An 18,183-nucleotide genomic window follows, 5' to 3' on the forward strand; every position below is an offset into this window, starting at 1 on the left:
CCGCTAGCGGAGCTATCGGCGTTGGCGGCGCTCGCGCACGCGCACCGCGATGCGCACGGGCGAGCCGTGGAAACCGAAACGCTCACGGAATTTACGCTCTAGGTAGCGACGATAGCCAGCGTCCAAGAAGCCGGTTGTAAACAGCACGATGGTCGGTGGTTGCGTCGACGCCTGAGTGGCAAAGAGCACTCGCGGCAGGCGGTTATTATTCATCGGCGGTGGGTTCGCGGCAATTGCGTCACGCATCCAATTGTTGAGCTGACCGGTGGACACGCGCTGATCCCAGCTTTCTAGGGCCTCGATCATGGCAGGCTCAAGCTTTTGCAAGGCGCGCCCGGTCTCAGCAGAGATATTCACGCGGGTCACCCACGGCAGATGCCGCAGGTTCTCATCAATTTCGCGCTCTAGGTAGTAGCGGCGATCCTCATCCACAAGATCCCACTTGTTAAAGGCAATAACCAAGGCCTTTCCGGCCTCAAGAATCATGTTGAGGACGCGTTGGTCTTGCTCCGAGACTTCTTGGGAAGCGTCGATAAGCATGACGCACACCTCGGCCGCATCAATCACGCCGCGCGTGCGCAAGGAGGCGTAGTACTCGTGGCCCTGCGCGTTTTTAACCTTCTTGCGCAGACCTGCGGTATCAATGAACTTCCACAAACGCTGGTCCAGCTGCACCAGGGAATCAACTGGGTCGACCGTGGTGCCTGCAGCATTGTCTACCACCGAGCGCTCCTCCGCCGTCAGCTTGTTCAGCAAGGAGGACTTGCCCACGTTCGGCTTGCCCACCAACGCCACGCGGCGAGGACCGGAGGTAATCGAGGAATGACGCGGTTCCGCAGGGAACAAACGGAGGATCTCATCGAGGACGTCGGCACCGCCCCGACCATGCTGAGCGGATACTGGCCACGGATCACCCAAACCAAGCGCGTAGAACTCGGCCATGTCTGCATACATGGTTTCCGAATCAAACTTGTTGGATACCAGGATGACTGGGACCTCGGAGCGCTGCAATTTGCGGGCCATAACCGCATCGGTCTCAGTGATGCCCACCTTGGTGTCCACCACGAATACGATGACGTCGGCAGTTTCCATCGCCTGCTCTGCCTGGCGGGCGATAGCAGCATGGATTCCCTTGACGTTCGGGTCCCAACCTCCGGTGTCCTGAACAAAGAAGCGCTGGCCATTCCATTCCGCTACATAGGACACGCGGTCACGGGTCACGCCCGGGTGGTCCTCTACAACAGCTTCACGGCGCCCAAGGAAGCGATTCACCAGAGAAGACTTGCCCACGTTCGGGCGGCCCACTACGGCCACCGTGCACAAGTTTTCCTCCGTATGGCCCTCACCGACACCAAAGGCGTGGGATAGGGCTTCCCATTCTTCCTCGCTCAGCGGAGCCTCATCGTCGAAATCGGTCTCATCCTCACCAAAATCGGCCTCGCTGAATTCAGACTCGTCGAATTCATAGTCAAAGTCTTCAGAGTCGAAATCCTTCGGAGCCCAGCCGCCGTGCGGATCGCGTACGACCTCTTCTTCAAGTTTTCCGGCCGGATAGTGAAATTCCGTCTCAAAGTCTTCCGGCTGCTGCGCCGGATCTACATCCGGATTCTGCGGTTCATTAGTCATGTCAGGCCTCCTGTGCAGCCGATTCTTTGACGACGGCGATGAGAGCGTCAAGGACCTCATCTCGGGTCATCTCGGACGTATCAACGAGTACCGCGTCCTCCGCCGGGCGCAGCGGCGATGTAGCGCGGGAAGAGTCGGCGGCGTCGCGCCGTTCGACGGCGGCAAGCACGGAGTTAAAATCCGAGTCAATGCCGGCAGCTAGGTTTTGGTCGTGACGGCGCTGTGCTCGGACCTCGGCGCTAGCCGTCATGAAAGCCTTCGCGGGGGCGTCGGCAAGAACAACCGTGCCGATATCGCGCCCTTCAACAATTGCGCGGTGAGCTTGGGCGGCAAGCTTACGTTGCAGTTCAACGAGGTTTTGGCGTACTTCCGGAATGGCGGAAACTGCCGAGACATTGCGGGTGACCTCATCTTCTCGGATGACGCGGGAGACATCCTCGCCATCAAAGATGACCATGGTGGAATCTGGATCATCAGACACCTCGAGAGGCAGGTCAGCAGTCGTGGAAATCACCGCCTCAGTATCCGCTGGGTCCACACCCGCGCGCAGCACAGCAAGCGTTGCCACGCGGTACATTGCACCGGTATCGACGTACTTGGCCTCAAGCTTCTTGGCCAGTGCTCGGCACGTCGTGGATTTACCGGTTCCGGAGGGACCGTCAACAGCCAGAATGAGGCCTTGATTGGGCATATTTGAAATCATTACATCCCCACCGCCTTGTACAGGCTGGTCAGTTCGTTGGAGTTCAGTGCACGCAAGGAGCCGGGCTTCATATCACCCAACTGCACCGTGTGGAGTTTGGTGCGCACGAGACGCTGGACCGGATACCCGGCTTCCTTAAGCATGCGGCGCACGATGTGCTTCCGGCCTTCGTGCAGCTCGACGCGCACCAGCGAATAGCCCTGGTTCTTGTCCACGATCTGCACATAGTCCGCCTGCGCAAGGCCATCGTCCAATTCGATGCCCTCGCGCAGCTGACGAACGAGCTTCTTATCTGCTTCGCCAAGGACAGTCGCGAGGTATGTTTTGGTCACCTCATATTTGGGATGCATGAGACGGTTGGCAAGTTCGCCGTCGTTAGTCAACAAGAGAAGCCCCTCGGTATCCGCGTCGAGGCGCCCGACGTGGAACAAGCGCTGGCCTGCTACCACGCGATCAGCCACGACATCTCCCACGCAAGGACGGCCCATGTCATCCGACATCGTGGACTGCATACCGCGCGGTTTGTTGAGCACGAAGTATTGGGTCTCCTCGTTGACGTTGATGCGTGTGCCATCGACGCGAATCACGTCCGTGTTGGGATTGACACGAGTGCCCTGCTTGATGATGACCTGGCCGTTGACCTCAACGCGGCCTTCATCGATGAGGATCTCTGCATGGCGGCGCGAAGCAACGCCGGCCTTGGCCAAGACCTTTTGCAGGCGCTCGCCTTGGTTCTGGGAGCCCTTCTTATTTTTACCGTCTACCAGCCAGTCCGCGCCCAAGTCTCGGGCGATAGATTCTGCGGTGGCCTTCTTCTTCACATGCTGATGGCGGGCCGGCTTAGCGTTCGACACGATCATGTCGCTGTCACGCTTTTTCTTTTCCGGTGTGCCATCGCGGCGAGCGGGTGGAGTCACGGGAATGTGTCCTCTCAATAGTTCTTCAATTTGCGGCGCGCGGAAACACGCCGATGTCCGGCCGCAATCCTACCGCAGACAGCGCCTTTATGAGTAGTCCTCGTCGATCTGCTCGATGTCCGGCAGCAGCGGAGCGAGATCCGGGAGGCGCTCGAGGGAATCAATACCGAGTAGCTCTAGGAAAAGCTCAGTAGTCTCATAGTGATGTGCGTTGCCAGCTGAGGGCTCTGGGCTCTCTATCTCCCGGATGAGCCCCCGCAACATGAGCGTACGAACTACTCCGTCGACGTTGACGCCGCGTACGCCAGCGACTTGGGCTCGGGTGACCGGTTGGCGGTATGCGATAACGGCCAAGGTCTCCAATGCCGCGCGGGAAAGCTTGGTTTGGGTGCCATCGAGAACAAACTGCTCGACGGCATCTGCGTTCTCTTTACGCGTATAGAAGCGCCAGCCCTCCGGCGTCTCCCGCAGATCGATGCCAGAACCGCGCTCGCTCAGCTCGCGCTCTAGTGCACGCAGAGTATCACTGACGACGGTGACCTCCGCATCCAGTACACGGGCCAGCTCCTCCACGCTGGCTGGCGAATCAATAACGAGGAGGATGGACTCCAGGCGTGAGCGCAACTGTGAAATAAGAGGCAAAGCTCCCTGTCCGCTCGGGGCTGCGAGGTCGCTGGGGGCCAAGGGTGACGTATCGTCCATGACTCGGTAGCCTACCCTAATCCCAGTTCGCCGCCGCGACGACCGCCGGGTCCACGTCGAGCCCGGTCCAAGACAATTCAAGTGGCCCCAAAGACTCTGGCTGGGAAGCATCAACCGCTTTGGCTTTGTAGAGCTCCAACAACGCCAGGAAACGTCCAACGACCTCCATAGAGATGGTGCAGTCCCTGGTTAAGGCTTCGAAACTCATCCATTGGCCCGTGCCCAGCATCTTGAGCGTCGTGAGGATCTTTCCGGCTTGCTCCGGCACGGAGACAGCAACCTGGTGAATATGGCCTGTGGCAACCTCTTCCGGGGGTTTGGGCCGGAAGACACCAGCTGCGAGTTCGGCGAACGTGGCCGGAGTATGCCCAATCTTGACTGGCGGAAGAAGGTTGCTAAAGCGCTCCTCCATCGCCACCGCACGCGGATAACGCCGCTGGGCCGCGCGCTGCCATTGCGCGAACTGGTCGGCAACCTGCTTATAAGCCTTGTACTGCAGAAGGCGCGCAAAGAGGAGATCGCGAGTCTCCAGGAGCTCAAGATCTTCAAAGTCATCGACTTCGCCACGCGGCAATAACCGAGCCGCCTTCAAATCCAGAAGTGTTGCGGCGATAAGAAGGAACTCCGTGGTTTCATCCAGATCCGCGGTTGCCCCTAAAGCACGCGTATAGGCCACGAACTCATCGGTAACTTCAGACAGCGCCACCTCCGTAACGTCCAGCTTCTTCGCCTGAATCAGCTGCAGCAGCAAGTCGAAAGGGCCCTCAAAATTGCCCAGGGCGATGCGAAAGCCGGTAATCTCCGGTTGGGTCATAATGAGCGGCTAGCCGTTAGCTCGCTCGATGACCTCTTTAGCCAGGTCGCGGTACTGCTTGGCTGCCTGGGAGCTGGGCGCCCAAGTAGTAATGGGCTCGCCGGCTACCGACGTCTCTGGGAAACGAACGGTACGTGTAATCACCGTGTCAAAAACCTTGTCCCCGAAATACTCCACCACGCGGTCCATGACTTCCCGGGCGTGGCGGGTGCGGCGATCAAACATGGTAACCAGAATTCCCATGACCTCGAGGTCGAAGTTAATACGGTCCGCGACTTTCTCCACGGTATCGGTCAACAGCGCGAGGCCGCGCAGGGAAAAGAACTCGCACTCCATGGGGATGATAACTCCCTGCGAGCAAGCCAAAGCATTGACCGTGAGCAAGCCCAGTGAAGGCTGGCAGTCGATGATGATGAAGTCATAGTCCTTGCGTACCGGGCGAAGGGCACGAGCCAGGGTATGTTCGCGGCCCACTTCATTGACCATCTGGATCTCAGCGGCGGAGAGGTCGATGTTGGCGGGGACGAGGTCGAGCCCGGCCACGCCGGTGTGCACGATAGCGGAATGCACTGAGACTTCGCTATCAAGCATGACGTCATAAATGGTGTCCTGGATCTGGTCGTGGGTCAGTCCCAGGCCGGCCGAAAGAGCACCCTGCGGATCCAAGTCAACGAGGAGGACTTTACGCCCCAGCTCCGCCAAACACGCGCCCATATTGATGGTGGACGTGGTTTTTCCGACGCCACCCTTCTGGTTGCACATGGAAATAATCGTGGCGGGACCATGCTTTTCCAATGGCTCCGGTTCCGGAAGCTCCCGCAGTGGGCGGCCGGTTAGCCCGACCTGTGCTTCCGAGGCCTCAAACAGTCCCTCGTCGCTCACAGTCACACCTGCTTCCTTGACCTGTACGGCCCCTGTGCGGTCTTTCCGCTTCGGCTTTGCAGCAACACGAGGCGCCGCATTCTTACATCCTTGTGATTATAGGGTACCCCGTGGGTGCCTGCGCCGCGATTATAGCTAAGGAAAACCGGTGAATAAAGTCCATGGCCTAGATTAGGCGTCCTCCTGTGCTCTCTTCGACCGGCGTCCCTTAAGCGCGAGCCACACGATGAGCGCGATAACTCCGAGGCCCGCGATACCTGCTGCAAGTGCGCCAACTCCAAGCCCCGATTCTCCTTGTTCCTCTCCGCCGGCCTTGTCAGCTGCATCAGAATCTAGCTGTTGCTCCGCAGGCACCTCACTCGCGCTCTCACGGGTTGGATCGGTGAGCGTGACTACCAGCTCAGCGGACTGAGTGTCCTTGTTCACGAACTGCATGATGAAAGGATTGTCCGGCTCCGCCCCCTCTGGGTAGGTCAGGGTCATGGTGCGCGAGCCTTTGTCGATCTCCCGTTTGACCCCCTCTACGAACTCGCCTTCCGCGTTGAGGTAGCGCAGCGTAACTCCGTCATCCTCAAGGTGCTTGAAGCGGTTGTACAGGTCGAGAGCCTGTTTGAGCCCAAGCTTGGCAGTGATTGTTTGGCCGTCAATCGTGGATTCCAGGTTCACATAGGAAGTATTCGAATCATCAATTCCTTCCCACCCGCGGCCTGTTCGCGGAGGAGGCACGTGGCCTTGACCAGAGCCATCCGCAGCGGGCGCCGAGCCATCGGCGGGAGGCTGCCCTCCGTTCTGCTCACCACCTTCTGCACTGTCATCGGAGTTCTCGTTCCCCGCTGGTCCCCCGTTGCCCCCGGGGTTGTCCGGGTTCTCGTTGTCCTGCTGCTCACCGCCGAGCTGGCCCGGGTCTCCGTTCTCAGCTGCGTCGTTGAGTTCATCGGCGGTGACGTCGGCGTCAGCAACGAGCACGATGGTCATGGTCACGCCTTGGTAGGTCACCGGCACACTGATTTGTCCTCCCGCGGGTGGTGCGGTCACCGTAGCGCTGCCGCCGGAAGCAGTGACGTTCCAGCCATCGGAGGCCACGTTGACGTCGACAGGCACTGGCAGCGAAACAGTCGTCGTCTGACCAGCCGGCACCGGAATGGTGGCGTCTTGTGCAGAGGCGGCGGCCGTGCCGAACCCTGGCAGCACCCCAGTTGCGCTCACGATGCCCGACGCGACGCCGGAAAGGGAACCTACGGAGAGCACGGAAGCTAGCGCAACCGCTCGATAGGTTCGGGACAAAGAAGTGGTTGAAGCCATAAAAATCCTTTTCATCGGTAGAAGTCGTGACGATTCTAAGCGCTCTTAGGCGCGTGGATGGGCAGTGCGCCACACTTCGCGGAGTGAATCCGCAGTGACGTGAGTATAAATCTGTGTCGTCGTCACGGAAGAATGCCCCAAGAGCTCCTGTACGGTACGCACATCAGCCCCGCCCTCGAGCAGATGGGTGGCAAATGAGTGACGCAGTGTGTGCGGAGAGATTTTAGTGCTCAGGTGGGCGCGCTGCGCTGCGGTCTTGATCACGGCCCAGGCGCTTTGCCGCGATAAAGACTTGCCCCGAGTGTTGAGGAACAGGGCGTGAGAGGCTCCCGTAGCCAGCACTGGGCGGGCACGCACTAGGTAGTTCTCCACCGCTGTCACCGCATGTGAACCCAGCGGAACTAGCCGTTGCTTATCGCCCTTGCCGCTCAACAACACAATGTCACGAACTGAAGCACTCCCCTCACCCGTCACATCGTCCACATTTAGCGCGATGATTTCGGAGATACGTGCGCCCGTACCATACAGCATCTCCAATAGAGCGCGATCTCGGATATCAATGGGCGTTGCAGCATCACCGCTAGGGATGGCATCGAGGAGTGCCTCCACATCCTCCACGCTGAGAGTCTCCGGCAGCGGTTGCGCCCGCTTGGGTGGGGAAACCTCCGCCGCGACATCTTCCTCAATCATCCCCTCGGCCAGGGCAAACTTATGCAGTCCTCGAGCGACAACCAAAGCGCGACTAGCAGAGGACTGCGCAAGACTCTTACGCAAGTAAACGAGGTAGTTCTCCACGTGCGAGCGGGTTACGTGGCGCAAATCCGTGATCCCAGATTCCGCAAGCCAATTGACGTAACGGTTAATGTCTCGACGGTAATTGCTTACCGTATTCTTCGAGGCACCTTTTTCCACCATGAGGTGCATCAACCAAGCTTGTCCGGCGGCTGCGGCGGGGTTAGAGGGCGTCACAGCTGCTTAAGATCCGGACCCGGGCGCCGGTGAGCGATCGATTCCGGCCGTAGCTCGAAAGGAGAGTCAACTGGGCGCGGGGTGGCATCCCCACGCACGCAGACATATGCCGCAAGGATTCCTGCCACCGCAATGGAGTTCACAATCTCCCCCACCAGGATGCGCTCGACAGCCTCCGCAAGGGGAACCCATGCAAAGCCCATGTCAGCTTCCTCGTCGCCTTCGGCGTTGAGTTTGGGCACGCTCGACAGGCCTCGCGCCAAGAACACGCGCACGGCTTCCTCGCAGAATCCCGGGGAGGTCACCAGATCAGTCAACACTGCCCATTCCTCGGCGGCCAGGCCGGCCTCTTCCTGGAGCTCGCGTTGCGCGCCGCTGAGCTCGTCTTCGCCCTTCACGTCGAGCAAGCCGGCCGGCAGCTCCCACAGGCGCTTGCCGACGCTATGCCGGTACTGCTCCACCATGGCGATACGGTTGTTCTCATCCAACGCCACAACGGCTACAGCACCAAGGTGCTCGACAACTTCTCGCTGAGCAACAACCTCCCCCGGCATGACGACATCATCGCGGCGAACAGCGATGATGGGGGCGTCGACAAGCAGCTCGGTTCCCACCGTACGAAAATGGTGTGACATCTAGAGATCCTTCGGCAGCGCCGGCGCTGCGCTTTCAGCATTCGCCGCAGAACCATACACACCGTGGCCACCGTCGAGTTGTTCCTTCACGGCTAAAACGCTGGCCATCTGGGACACCGGGTGATCAATGGAGTCCACGGTGCTGATCTTCGTCTTGTCGGCTCGGAGTTTATCCAGGACGCCGTCGTCACCGGCGGATTCCACGCGCCCTGCATAAACCATCGCGGTATCCACCGAATCAAAACCTTCTAGGAAGTTGACCGTCGTATCGATGGCGTACTTCGCAGCAGCGCTGTCGTCTTCCTCTCCCGGGGTCATGCCTCCGCCCACGACGACTACGGCCTGGGCAGGAAGAATAGTGCCATCCTTGTAGTCAATGTAGCCGGCATCGCGCAGAGCCCGCAAAAGGGTCGCGCGATCATCAACTGATGCAAGCGGCTCGGTGGTCTCAGCATCCATCATCAACCCCGCCGCAAGTGCCTGACCAGCATGTGTGCCGGAATCAATCTTCTTTTTATCGAGCTTCGCTCCCGCCGGCAACGTGGTGGTAACGAGGGACAAAAGCTTGTCCGCGGATTCTTGGGCTACAAACTTCTCAGTCAGCTTGATGCTTCCTGCATCGGTGGAATCTGCAGAACCCAGCAAATCCTTGACGGCCTTGACGTCGGCGTCGTCGGCATCGGGCATACTCACAACCATGACCGGGCGCTGCGCCAAGGAACCATCCACCACGTATCGGCCGAGATCTCCCATAACGGAATCAGCAGAGTCTAGCTGGGCCTCCGCGATGTTATTCTCAAGAACCAGCTTTCCGTATTTCTCGCGCACCTCACTGGTCGATTCACCCCCGGGACCCGATCCGGAATCCATGTTTGGAGCAATCACCAGCGTACCCAACGCAATGCCAAGGGCTGCGCCGAAACCGAGGCCGGTGATAATGAGGGACTTAGGCGACATCATTATTTAAACCACTCCTGCACGCTTAACGCGAAGTTATTCCAGGTATCGATCAGGTTCTGGAGGAAGGATTCATCGCCGCCCAAGCCGACGATCAGAATAACGACGGCAAGTGCTACGAGGATGCCAAGCAGCGCCCACAGCCATCCCATAGCTCCGGAATCGGGCGCGGAATAAAGGTTGATAACAGCGTCCGCATCCACCAGGCGCGTGCCCGCCTTCATGTGGCACAGCAAAGCCGCGGGCGTAGCATTCGGCTCGTTAGCAAAGATGTCGTCGAGGTCGAGGGATCCGCCAACCTGCACAATCATCTGAGCCTCGTGGTAGTCCGCAAGCAACAGCGCGAGATCGGTAGCTGAATCCGTGGCGGCAGGGAAGGTCATCGCACCAATCCCCAAATCCTGAATGCGCTCGAGCCCGTCAGCAGTGCCGTCCGGCTCGGCGGGGAGAATAACCTGGGCACCGCTGCGCAGGGTTTCCGAGCTCACCTCGGAAGGGTTACCCACGATGAAGTGAGGCTGGTATCCCAGCTCAACCAGGGTGTCCGCGGCAGCGTCCACGCCGATAATGATGGGTTCATACTCGCGGATAAAGTTGCGCAGGAGCGTCAGCTTCTTGCGGTGTTCCTCAGTGGGCGAGACCACGAGAACTTTGCGCCCGGCCATGACGGACCCTGCATCGGGAACACCCAGGCCATCGATGAGTAGCGGACCTTCGGAATGAATGAACTCAATGGAGTTACCGAAATATGCCTCCATATGATCGATGAGTTCCTGCTGGGCAGAAGCAAAATTCTTTTCCGCCCGGTCGCGGGTAACCACCGTTCCCGAAGAAAGCTGGGTATCGCCCGCAAAAATGGCGCCGTCTTCGGTCAGACGCGCCTTCTTTCCATCCTTGAAATTGTCCACAAAATCTTGGCCTACGCCCTCGATGAGGGTGACATCGGCGTCGAGAAGCATGTGGGGTCCATAATTCGGGATAGAACCAGTGGAGAACTCCGCGACGTTGATCACGGCGGCCGGCTTCATATCCACGAGGGTCTGGGCCTCTTGGCGGGAGATATTGGCGGCGTTGATGACTGCGAAGTCACCAGCGCTAAACTTCTTCATGCCCTTGCCACCCGGGGTGCAATCACGCAGCGCGCCGTGTTCTCCAGGCAGATCGGTATTACGGGAAAACAGACTCATGTCTGACAGTTTCCCCTGTTAGGGGCTCAAGGTGTGGAAGGCGCGCGGAAAGTCTCGACTTCTGCTTGAGCCCTATCGAAGAGCTCTTGTGCATGCGCGCGGCCCGTCTCGGTGTCATCGAGGCCAGCGAGCATACGCGCGAGCTCCTCAACGCGCTCCTCGGCGGTCAGATCCGCAACACCCGACGTGAATTTCTCCTTCGACACGTGCAAGTGTGAGTCCGCATAGGCGGCCACTTGCGGCAGGTGTGTGACACAAATGACCTGGTTGGTGGTGGACAGCCGCGCTAGACGACGCCCAATCTCCACCGCCGCGCGGCCACCGACGCCGGCATCCACCTCGTCGAAGACCAAGGTGGTCCCGTCGCCGCTGGCCAAAACTACCTCCATGGCCAGCATGACGCGCGAGAGCTCACCGCCCGAGGCCGCGGAAGCCAAGGGCTTGCCGTTGAGTTGAAATTCGACCTCATCCGCGCCGGACTTGGAGTACTTCGTCTTCTTGACGGCGGCCGTCAAGGTGGAGTTCGGCATGGCCAGGCCATGAATTTCTTCGGTGACCTGAGCCCCGAGCTTCTTCGCGGCCTTGGTACGGGCGGCAGTGAGCTTTTCGGCTTTGGACACCATCGTCTTTTCGGCCTCCATTACCTCTTTCTTTAAGGCCTCAAGGGCCTCGGTAGAGGTATCCAACGTAGCGAGTTTGGCCTCAGCGGCATCCCGCCAGGCCAGGACTCCATCGATATCAGCAGCATATTTGCGGGTAAGCCGCTTGAGCTCCTGTTGGCGCTGTAGGGATTCCTCGAGGAGGTTGGGATCGGCGGGTAGATCGCTCAAATACGTCGTGAGGTCGGCAGCGATGTCGGTCAGCTGCGCGGTGACTTCGCTAACGCGCTCCCCTAGGCGAGCGAGCTCGGTATCACTTGCCCCAGCGAGTGCTGATTCGGCGGCGCCGACAAGATTGACGGCGGTGTCCTCATCCCCAAATCCTTCGCCCCCATCCAGAGCACTGAGAGCGGTGGCTGCGCCCTCACGCAAAGCATCAACATCTTGCAAGCGCTTAATAAGGGTCACGAGTTCGGCATCTTCGCCTGGTTGCGGATCGAGCTCGGAGATCTCCTTAATAGCGAACTGCAACCTGTCAACTTCCTGCGCCATCTCGCGCCGTGATTCCGTACGACGCTGATAGTCCTTAGCCAACGCGCGCCAGTGGCTAAACGCATCGGTATATGCGGTGCGAACCTTGTCAATCGCAGGTTCAAAGCGATCGATCGCTGCCAATTGTTGATCGGCAGATAGCAAACGCAGCTGGTCGTTCTGACCGTGCACAGTAATCAGGTGGGAGGCGAACTCCCCCAATGTCGCCGCCGGCACTGAACGCCCACCCAAGTAGGCGCGTGAGCGTCCCGCCGCCGACACCGTGCGGGAGGCAATGAATTCGCCGTTTTCATCTGGCTCACCGCCTGATTCTTCGACTACCTTCGCTACGGCAAGAGAACTGGAGGAAAAGTGCCCTTCTACGGCTGCTTTCGCGGCGCCATCGCGCACACGTGATGCATCCGCGCGACCGCCGGCGAGAAGGCGCAGTCCAGTTACCACCATGGTCTTACCAGCGCCGGTTTCGCCGGTGAGCACGGTGAGTCCTGGCGATAGTTCCGCTGCGGAGCTTTCAATCACGCCGAGGTCAGAGATGCTGATATCAACGAGCACGGTGAGCTATCTTCCTTCCTAAATACGCGCCAAACAACCTAGTGACGCGGCCCGCGCCAACCTTCCACGGGGAGGCGCAGCTTGGACACCAGACGATCAGTGAATGGCTGCTGATCTAGACGTACCCAGCGCACCGGCCTTTCACCACGAACGACCTCCGCGCGCGAACCTGGAGGCATCGAGACTTCCCGGAATCCGTCAAGGATGACCACGGCCGGAGTCGTCGCCGACGCCGATTCCACCGCGACTTGCGAATCCGGAGACACCACGAGCGGTTTGGTAAACAAGGCATGCGCGTTGTTTGGCACAACCAGGATGGCATCAAGAGAAGGCCACAGAACTGGCCCTCCGGCGGAGAAGGCATAGGCCGTGGATCCAGTCGGAGTGGAGATGAGCACGCCATCGCAACCAAAAGCAGATACCGGGCGCCCATCCACCTCGAGGATGGCGTCCAGCACCCCCGAGCGGTTGAGATTCTCAATCGACGCCTCATTGAGCGCCCAGCTACGCTCACGCAGTTTCCCGTCAGCATCAAACACGGTGACGTCGATAGTAAGCCGGTCTTCGACCTCATAGGATTGCTCGATAACTCGTACTAACGCACGGTCGAGTGACTCCGCTTCCCACTCGGCGAGGAAGCCGACGTGGCCCAGGTTTATTCCAAGCACGGGAACATCGACGGCACGCGCCATATCTGCCGCGCGCAAAAATGTGCCATCGCCACCGAGAACCAGCACCAATTCACAACCTTCGGCAGCAGCTGGCGTATGCCGAACATGCTGCAGGCCCGGAAGGACGGTATCCGCTGCGCACACGCGCACCTTGATGCCTGCCTCCTGGAGCAGCTCCGCCGCGCGATGCGTAGCGGCAAGATTATCCGCGCGGCTCGCGTGCGGAACAAGAAGAATTTCGCGGCGGTTGGTGCCCTCCGCGGCGACACTACTGCTCACTGGGGTCCTTCCTTGATAGCCGTCTCGATCATTGCATCAAGCCTATCTTCCGGGGTGGACAATCCATCCTTGACCAACCAGAGGAAGTACTCAACATTGCCGCTTGGTCCAGGTAACGGCGATGCCGCCACGCCTTTCACGCTGAGCCCGAGCTCCTGAGCGAAGATAGCGACATCCTTGGTTACTTCCGCCCGTAGCTCAGGAGAGCGCACCACACCACCGGACCCTATCCGGTCTTTGCCCACCTCAAACTGTGGTTTGACCATGGGCAATAGCCACGCGCCATCAGCCATGCACGATGCAATCGCTGGAAGCACAAGCTTCAGGGAGATAAACGATAGGTCACCAACCATGGCGTCGCAGGGACCATTCGTGTGCTCAAGTGTCAGGTGGCGAATGTTAGTGCGGTCGAGCACCGTAACCCGTTCGTCATTCTGCAAACGCCACAACAACTGCCCGTAGCCCACATCGACGGATAGCACCTCCGCGGCACCGCGGCGCAGGCACACATCGGTAAAGCCGCCAGTCGACGCCCCCGCATCCAACACTCGCTTTCCCCTAAGGTCAACGTCGAAAGCCTCGAGAGCGCCAAGGAGCTTGTGCGCGCCACGCGAAGCCCAATCATCCCCCTCGCTGGCCTCAACCTTGATAGACACCTCAGGCTCAACTACCGTCGCGGGCTTCATCGCTTTGAAACCCCCGACGGTCACGCGGCCGGCCTTGATCATCTCAACGGCTTGTTCCCGTGAGCGCGCAATCTTTCGGCGCACTAGCTCCGCGTCGAGACGGCGGCGTTGCGGTGGCATGAAAAGCTCCTCTTCCCTTAGAATCCTCGACGGTCAGCGCTAATTGTCTTGGAGCGCATCCCGCAGCACAGTATGAGCGCGATCCAGCTGAGCAAGTTCTTGTTCAAGGTTCTCAGCTGGTTCATTGAGAATCTCCGCGAGCGACGCATCCAGCTTCTCCGGAGCCAAAACCGCGCGCGGGTCATGAGGCTTTACCGCCATGTAGACACAACCCTCTCCGCGGCTTCACTCCGTGGCTGAATGTAGCGAGGCGGCTCAGCACCGGCCCAGGCAACTTCGAGGACGGTACGCAACGCCTCGATCGACGTCGATTTCTCGTTCCCGCCTTGAAGAACAATGTCGTAGCCGTCAAACCGTGCCCGGAAGCCTCCCTGGGAACCTGGGCGCGCCTGTGCGGCCGATAAGGAGAGCTCGTGGAATCCTGCACCAATGAAATCAGGGCGTTCCTCCGCAGTAGCTTCAATCAGAGCAAGCTCCCGGGACACACCTGTAAGGACGTGGAAGGTATCCATTGCAGCGTTGTTGCCGCCAACAATGTCCGTGTCAAGGCGGTCCCCTACAGCTAGAGGCTTCGTCGACCCCACGAGCTTAGCTGCTTGAGTGAACATAGCGGGTTCCGGCTTACCTGCCGAAATGGGTTCTACGCCGGTAGTTGAAACGATAGCTGCGACTAGCGAGCCGTTGCCCACAGCCATTCCGCGCTCCGTCGGAAGAGACGTATCCAGGTTGGAGGCAAAGAACTTTGCGCCGTGATTAATTGCCAACGCGCCTTCAGAGAGCTGCTCCCAGCCCACCGACTTGTCCATACCTTGCAGGACCGCGGCGGGCTTATCGTCGGCACTGTGTACAACATCGAAGCCCGCCTCACGCGCCAGTGAACGAAATGAGTCCGCGCCGATGACGAGGACTTTCGCGCCTGCTGGAAGTTCCTCACGAGCGATCTTGACTACCGCTTGCGCAGAGGTAACAACGTGTTGCGCATCCGTCTCCAAGCCGATCTCGCCGAGCATACCGGCTACGGTTTGGGGGCTTCGGGATGCATTGTTCGTGACATAAACTGCAGGAATACCGCAGGAATTGACCACGTCGACGACGCACTGAAGAGCCTGTCCGCCCTCCCATACTGTTCCGTCGAGATCGAGGAGCAATGAATCATGGGTTTTGAGAATACTCATTATTTGCACTCGGCCAGACGCTCTGCAGCGTCGGTCCAGTCTCCTTCATCGATGTCAATCGCGTGCTGGAACCACTCCCGGGCCTCTTCCTTGCGGCCAGCCTCCAACAAAGCATTGGCATAGGCGTAGGAAAGGCGGCATGCCGAGAATCCCGTGGAATCCTTAGAAGGCTTTGCGCGTTGGATGGTAACTACGGCTGAATCTGCCTGCCCCATGTCCAATCGCGCCCCTGCAGCAACGATAGCCAACTCGATCGCATCCTCCGCCGCGAGTTCCTTAGCCTCCTCGCCCCGCCACAAATCAACAGCCTTTTCTGGGCGCCCGAGGCCTCGCTCGCAATCAGCCATGACCGCGAGCAGCCCAGGGCCACCGGAAATGCGGCGCGCTGCACGCAGCTCCGCAAGGGCTTCCTTCCACTCTCCAGCCCTATATGCAGCGATTCCGTTCATTCCACGGACGACTGATACACGTCCGGCACGGTCTTTGGCAGCACGTGCATGGCGTAGCGACAGTTGGGGGTCGTCCTCAAGCCACGTTGCCGCCATGATGAGGTGTTTAGCAACGGCTTCGGAGTTTTCCTTGGAGAGCGACGAAAGATCCTGAAGTACCGAAGGATCAAGATCCGTAATGTCGATATCAGATGGCAGGTCTGGATCTGTCATACGACGACTGATGCGCTCCTCACGGTAGCCTGAACGCTGTGGGTGCGAGACCTTATTTTTGCCGCCGCCATGCCCATTGCGGTCGTTGCGGCGAGGTTTAGCGCCTGCGCGGCCACCTCGGCGGTCGTCTCGGCGATCACCGCGACGCTCTTCTCGACGCCCCGCTGCGCCGCCGTGCTTCTCAAACTTGCGGCCCCCAGAGCCGTAGTGCCCACGGTTGCCTTCTGCGGAACCTTCGCGGCCACGGCCGTGGTTACGGGAGTTGGATTCAGACATTAAAGCCATGCACTTTCTGCGGTAGACGTGTCCGTATGTACCGAACCAGTCTACAGGTCACGGCCCCAGAAACGGCAATACGAACCAACTGCTAGTGAAGTGCCCCACAACCTACGGTCCCAGTTCGGCGACTACACACTATTCGGCGGCCAGGCAACCTCACCCAAACGCCACTCATCACACACGCACTCTAATCCCGCAGCCACCTGCGAAGAGCTAAGTCCATGCTCTACGCTTCCGTGCTCCAATGGCATACCACGGACGACTGCCCAAAAGGTCCAACCATTGTTCCAGGCGAGGCGAATTCGACGCGCGAACGGGCCTGACCCCCGGAAAGTAGACACATCGGGGGTTAGCTATGCTGCTTGGGTTGGTGTAGCTGATGTGAGTGCTTCGAAGTCATTGGGGGGCTAGAAGGCCGCACCAGGAGTACCGTCTGTGCCACTTTCCGATCATTTAGTACGTCGTTAATTCATCCATTTGAGCCGGGCTCGCAAAGCCTGTTTATCCGTAGCTGTAAACCCACTCCTCGAATGTCTTGAAGGGGCCTTCAACGTAGTCCTTTTCTTGAAAATCGTACATTCCACATATAACCGACCCATTGGGCTTCTGTTCGAAGACGCCCCAGACAAAACCGTCATCATAGGCTACTGGGAAGAAGCGTTTTGAATCGACAAGATCGACTGACCGGAAATCTTCTAGAAACCCTTCGAAGGCGTTTTCATAGACTCCGTATGGGGCAGGTGTGAAGAAAACTAACGATGGCGGAGAAAAGGCCGTGTAATGCTTCCAGAATTGGAAGTATTGTTCGGGAATCCAAGATGGAGCCACCGACTTCAGCTGAGACAGTTCACTTTTACTTAGTCCGTGGCCGTACACGTATGAGAGTAGCTTATCTGAGAGTTTTTTCTGACCGGTCATAGGTAGTCCAATGCCTTTTCTTTCCAGTATGTGTGTCGACACTCCCTAAAGGATGCGCGGTCGTCAAGGGTTACATCTGTTGGAAACCCGCTCCCATTCATTCTGTGGAATATAGGGAGAACTTTAGCGTTTTCTGTGTGCATCTGTTTTGTAATTTCTACTACAGCTGTTCGATCATCTTGGCCGATATGGTGCAAATTCACCGGGTTTCGATCTATCCATATAGGGGCGCGCCATGCCTCATTAAATCGACATTGTTGCCAATTCCACCACCAACTTCCCGGGGAAGGCACACCTCTTTGTGCGGATTGAATACCTGTCTACCAGTCTGTTGATATACAACACCCACTGACGCGCGACAACACAACAACGCACCAAGAAGGAACGCAAGCAGCCACGAGATATCAAAGCCATTTAGCAGAAGAGCGAAGAGGAAAATGCAGGCCGAGGCCACGAGCATAATGACTAAGAACAGTAAACCGCCGCGCCCATCACGTACCTGCGGTATAGGCCTCTTCGACAAAAATGCATCGAGAAACCTGAAAGAGGAAGGATTGCCATTCTGTGTGCTGAAGCGCACGGACTTCAGGTCCTTGAGGAAGGCCGCGTTGTAGGAATGAGAGAACGTAGCTGACGTTTGGGTGAACCGCATCGCGTACTCCTTACTTTCCCGCCAAGGCACTGATATGAATGATTCTAATAAGCCGATACGCTCAAGGCGCGGTGCAAGAAGCACCTTCTCTACTGCATGAGCCTTTGGTCGAACGTCTCACTCCTCCATCTGAATGGATATATGCTCCGGAATCTTGAAGCTGGGCTAATGTGTTTGTGTGTGGCCATTAGTGCAGACCTGGAAGTGCATTCACGCAGGTCGCCGATCCTGGCCCCTTGGTGCTTGACGACGCCTACTTGCAGGTCTGTGTTTTCGGGTCTGTACTTGTAGGCTGTATGCAAAAACGACGAGGAAGCCCGTCACCGTTGAGTTGTTGCTCAAAG

20 protein-coding genes are annotated in these 18,183 nt (G+C 58.5%); all 20 read right to left on the reverse strand.

Annotated elements, in window-relative coordinates; translation table 11 throughout:
• Positions 1 to 12: 12 nt before the first annotated feature.
• Positions 13 to 1,626, reverse strand: a complete 1,614-nt coding sequence (der, locus tag HMPREF2792_RS07805; RefSeq protein WP_070532533.1) for a ribosome biogenesis GTPase Der — start codon at positions 1,624 to 1,626, stop codon at positions 13 to 15.
• A 1-nt stretch (position 1,627) separates the two neighbouring features.
• Positions 1,628 to 2,329: a (d)CMP kinase gene (cmk, locus tag HMPREF2792_RS07810; RefSeq protein WP_070532536.1), complete on the reverse strand. Its 702-nt coding sequence runs from the start codon at positions 2,327 to 2,329 to the stop codon at positions 1,628 to 1,630.
• Entirely contained in the window at positions 2,329 to 3,246 is a 918-nt protein-coding gene (locus tag HMPREF2792_RS07815) for a pseudouridine synthase (protein ID WP_070524802.1), read from the reverse strand. Before HMPREF2792_RS07815 ends, cmk begins: the two co-directional genes overlap by 1 nt.
• A gap of 87 nt (positions 3,247 to 3,333) precedes the next feature.
• Positions 3,334 to 3,948, reverse strand: coding sequence for an SMC-Scp complex subunit ScpB (gene scpB, locus HMPREF2792_RS07820; RefSeq protein WP_070532540.1), 615 nt, complete (start codon positions 3,946 to 3,948; stop codon positions 3,334 to 3,336).
• A 16-nt stretch (positions 3,949 to 3,964) separates the two neighbouring features.
• Positions 3,965 to 4,762, reverse strand: a complete 798-nt coding sequence (locus HMPREF2792_RS07825; RefSeq protein ID WP_070532543.1) for a segregation and condensation protein A — start codon at positions 4,760 to 4,762, stop codon at positions 3,965 to 3,967.
• Positions 4,763 to 4,771: 9 nt separating this feature from the next.
• Positions 4,772 to 5,650 (reverse strand): ParA family protein, encoded by an 879-nt coding sequence (locus HMPREF2792_RS07830; protein WP_180952111.1) that lies wholly within the window; start codon positions 5,648 to 5,650, stop codon positions 4,772 to 4,774.
• A 165-nt stretch (positions 5,651 to 5,815) separates the two neighbouring features.
• A complete protein-coding gene (locus HMPREF2792_RS07835) occupies positions 5,816 to 6,946 on the reverse strand; it encodes a hypothetical protein (protein ID WP_070532546.1) in 1,131 nt (376 codons plus the stop codon).
• Between the two features lie 45 nt (positions 6,947 to 6,991).
• The gene (gene xerD / locus HMPREF2792_RS07840; RefSeq protein WP_070532589.1) at positions 6,992 to 7,870 is read right to left on the reverse strand and encodes a site-specific tyrosine recombinase XerD; all 879 of its coding nucleotides are present in this window, start codon (positions 7,868 to 7,870) and stop codon (positions 6,992 to 6,994) included.
• A 41-nt stretch (positions 7,871 to 7,911) separates the two neighbouring features.
• A complete protein-coding gene (locus HMPREF2792_RS07845) occupies positions 7,912 to 8,550 on the reverse strand; it encodes an NUDIX domain-containing protein (protein ID WP_070532547.1) in 639 nt (212 codons plus the stop codon).
• Complete coding sequence (locus tag HMPREF2792_RS07850) at positions 8,551 to 9,510, reverse strand: copper transporter (protein ID WP_070532551.1); 960 nt, start codon at positions 9,508 to 9,510, stop codon at positions 8,551 to 8,553.
• Entirely contained in the window at positions 9,510 to 10,694 is a 1,185-nt protein-coding gene (steA, locus tag HMPREF2792_RS07855; protein WP_070532557.1) for a putative cytokinetic ring protein SteA, read from the reverse strand. Before steA ends, HMPREF2792_RS07850 begins: the two co-directional genes overlap by 1 nt.
• A 26-nt stretch (positions 10,695 to 10,720) precedes the next feature.
• Positions 10,721 to 12,397 carry a DNA repair protein RecN gene (recN, locus tag HMPREF2792_RS07860; RefSeq protein ID WP_070532560.1) on the reverse strand — a complete coding sequence of 559 codons (1,677 nt, stop codon included), beginning with the start codon at positions 12,395 to 12,397 and terminating at the stop codon, positions 10,721 to 10,723.
• Positions 12,398 to 12,435: 38 nt separating this feature from the next.
• Positions 12,436 to 13,347, reverse strand: coding sequence for an NAD kinase (locus HMPREF2792_RS07865; protein WP_070524783.1), 912 nt, complete (start codon positions 13,345 to 13,347; stop codon positions 12,436 to 12,438).
• A complete protein-coding gene (locus tag HMPREF2792_RS07870; protein ID WP_070532563.1) occupies positions 13,344 to 14,153 on the reverse strand; it encodes a TlyA family RNA methyltransferase in 810 nt (269 codons plus the stop codon). The genes HMPREF2792_RS07865 and HMPREF2792_RS07870 overlap by 4 nt, the downstream gene beginning before the upstream one ends.
• Before the next feature lie 39 nt (positions 14,154 to 14,192).
• Complete coding sequence (locus tag HMPREF2792_RS13165; protein ID WP_168164024.1) at positions 14,193 to 14,354, reverse strand: hypothetical protein; 162 nt, start codon at positions 14,352 to 14,354, stop codon at positions 14,193 to 14,195.
• A complete protein-coding gene (locus HMPREF2792_RS07875; RefSeq protein WP_070524845.1) occupies positions 14,345 to 15,328 on the reverse strand; it encodes an HAD-IIA family hydrolase in 984 nt (327 codons plus the stop codon). Before HMPREF2792_RS07875 ends, HMPREF2792_RS13165 begins: the two co-directional genes overlap by 10 nt.
• On the reverse strand, positions 15,328 to 16,266 hold the full coding sequence (locus HMPREF2792_RS07880; RefSeq protein ID WP_070532566.1) for a tetratricopeptide repeat protein: 939 nt from the start codon (positions 16,264 to 16,266) through the stop codon (positions 15,328 to 15,330). Before HMPREF2792_RS07880 ends, HMPREF2792_RS07875 begins: the two co-directional genes overlap by 1 nt.
• A 504-nt stretch (positions 16,267 to 16,770) precedes the next feature.
• Complete coding sequence (locus HMPREF2792_RS07885) at positions 16,771 to 17,187, reverse strand: hypothetical protein (RefSeq protein WP_070532568.1); 417 nt, start codon at positions 17,185 to 17,187, stop codon at positions 16,771 to 16,773.
• Positions 17,184 to 17,480 (reverse strand): HNH/ENDO VII family nuclease, encoded by a 297-nt coding sequence (locus HMPREF2792_RS13460; RefSeq protein WP_350337630.1) that lies wholly within the window; start codon positions 17,478 to 17,480, stop codon positions 17,184 to 17,186. Before HMPREF2792_RS13460 ends, HMPREF2792_RS07885 begins: the two co-directional genes overlap by 4 nt.
• Positions 17,402 to 17,923 (reverse strand): hypothetical protein, encoded by a 522-nt coding sequence (locus tag HMPREF2792_RS13025; protein WP_158011589.1) that lies wholly within the window; start codon positions 17,921 to 17,923, stop codon positions 17,402 to 17,404. Before HMPREF2792_RS13025 ends, HMPREF2792_RS13460 begins: the two co-directional genes overlap by 79 nt.
• Between the last annotated feature and the right edge of the window lie 260 nt (positions 17,924 to 18,183).

Source organism: Corynebacterium sp. HMSC068H04, assembly GCF_001811255.1.
Taxonomy (GTDB): domain Bacteria; phylum Actinomycetota; class Actinomycetes; order Mycobacteriales; family Mycobacteriaceae; genus Corynebacterium; species Corynebacterium hesseae.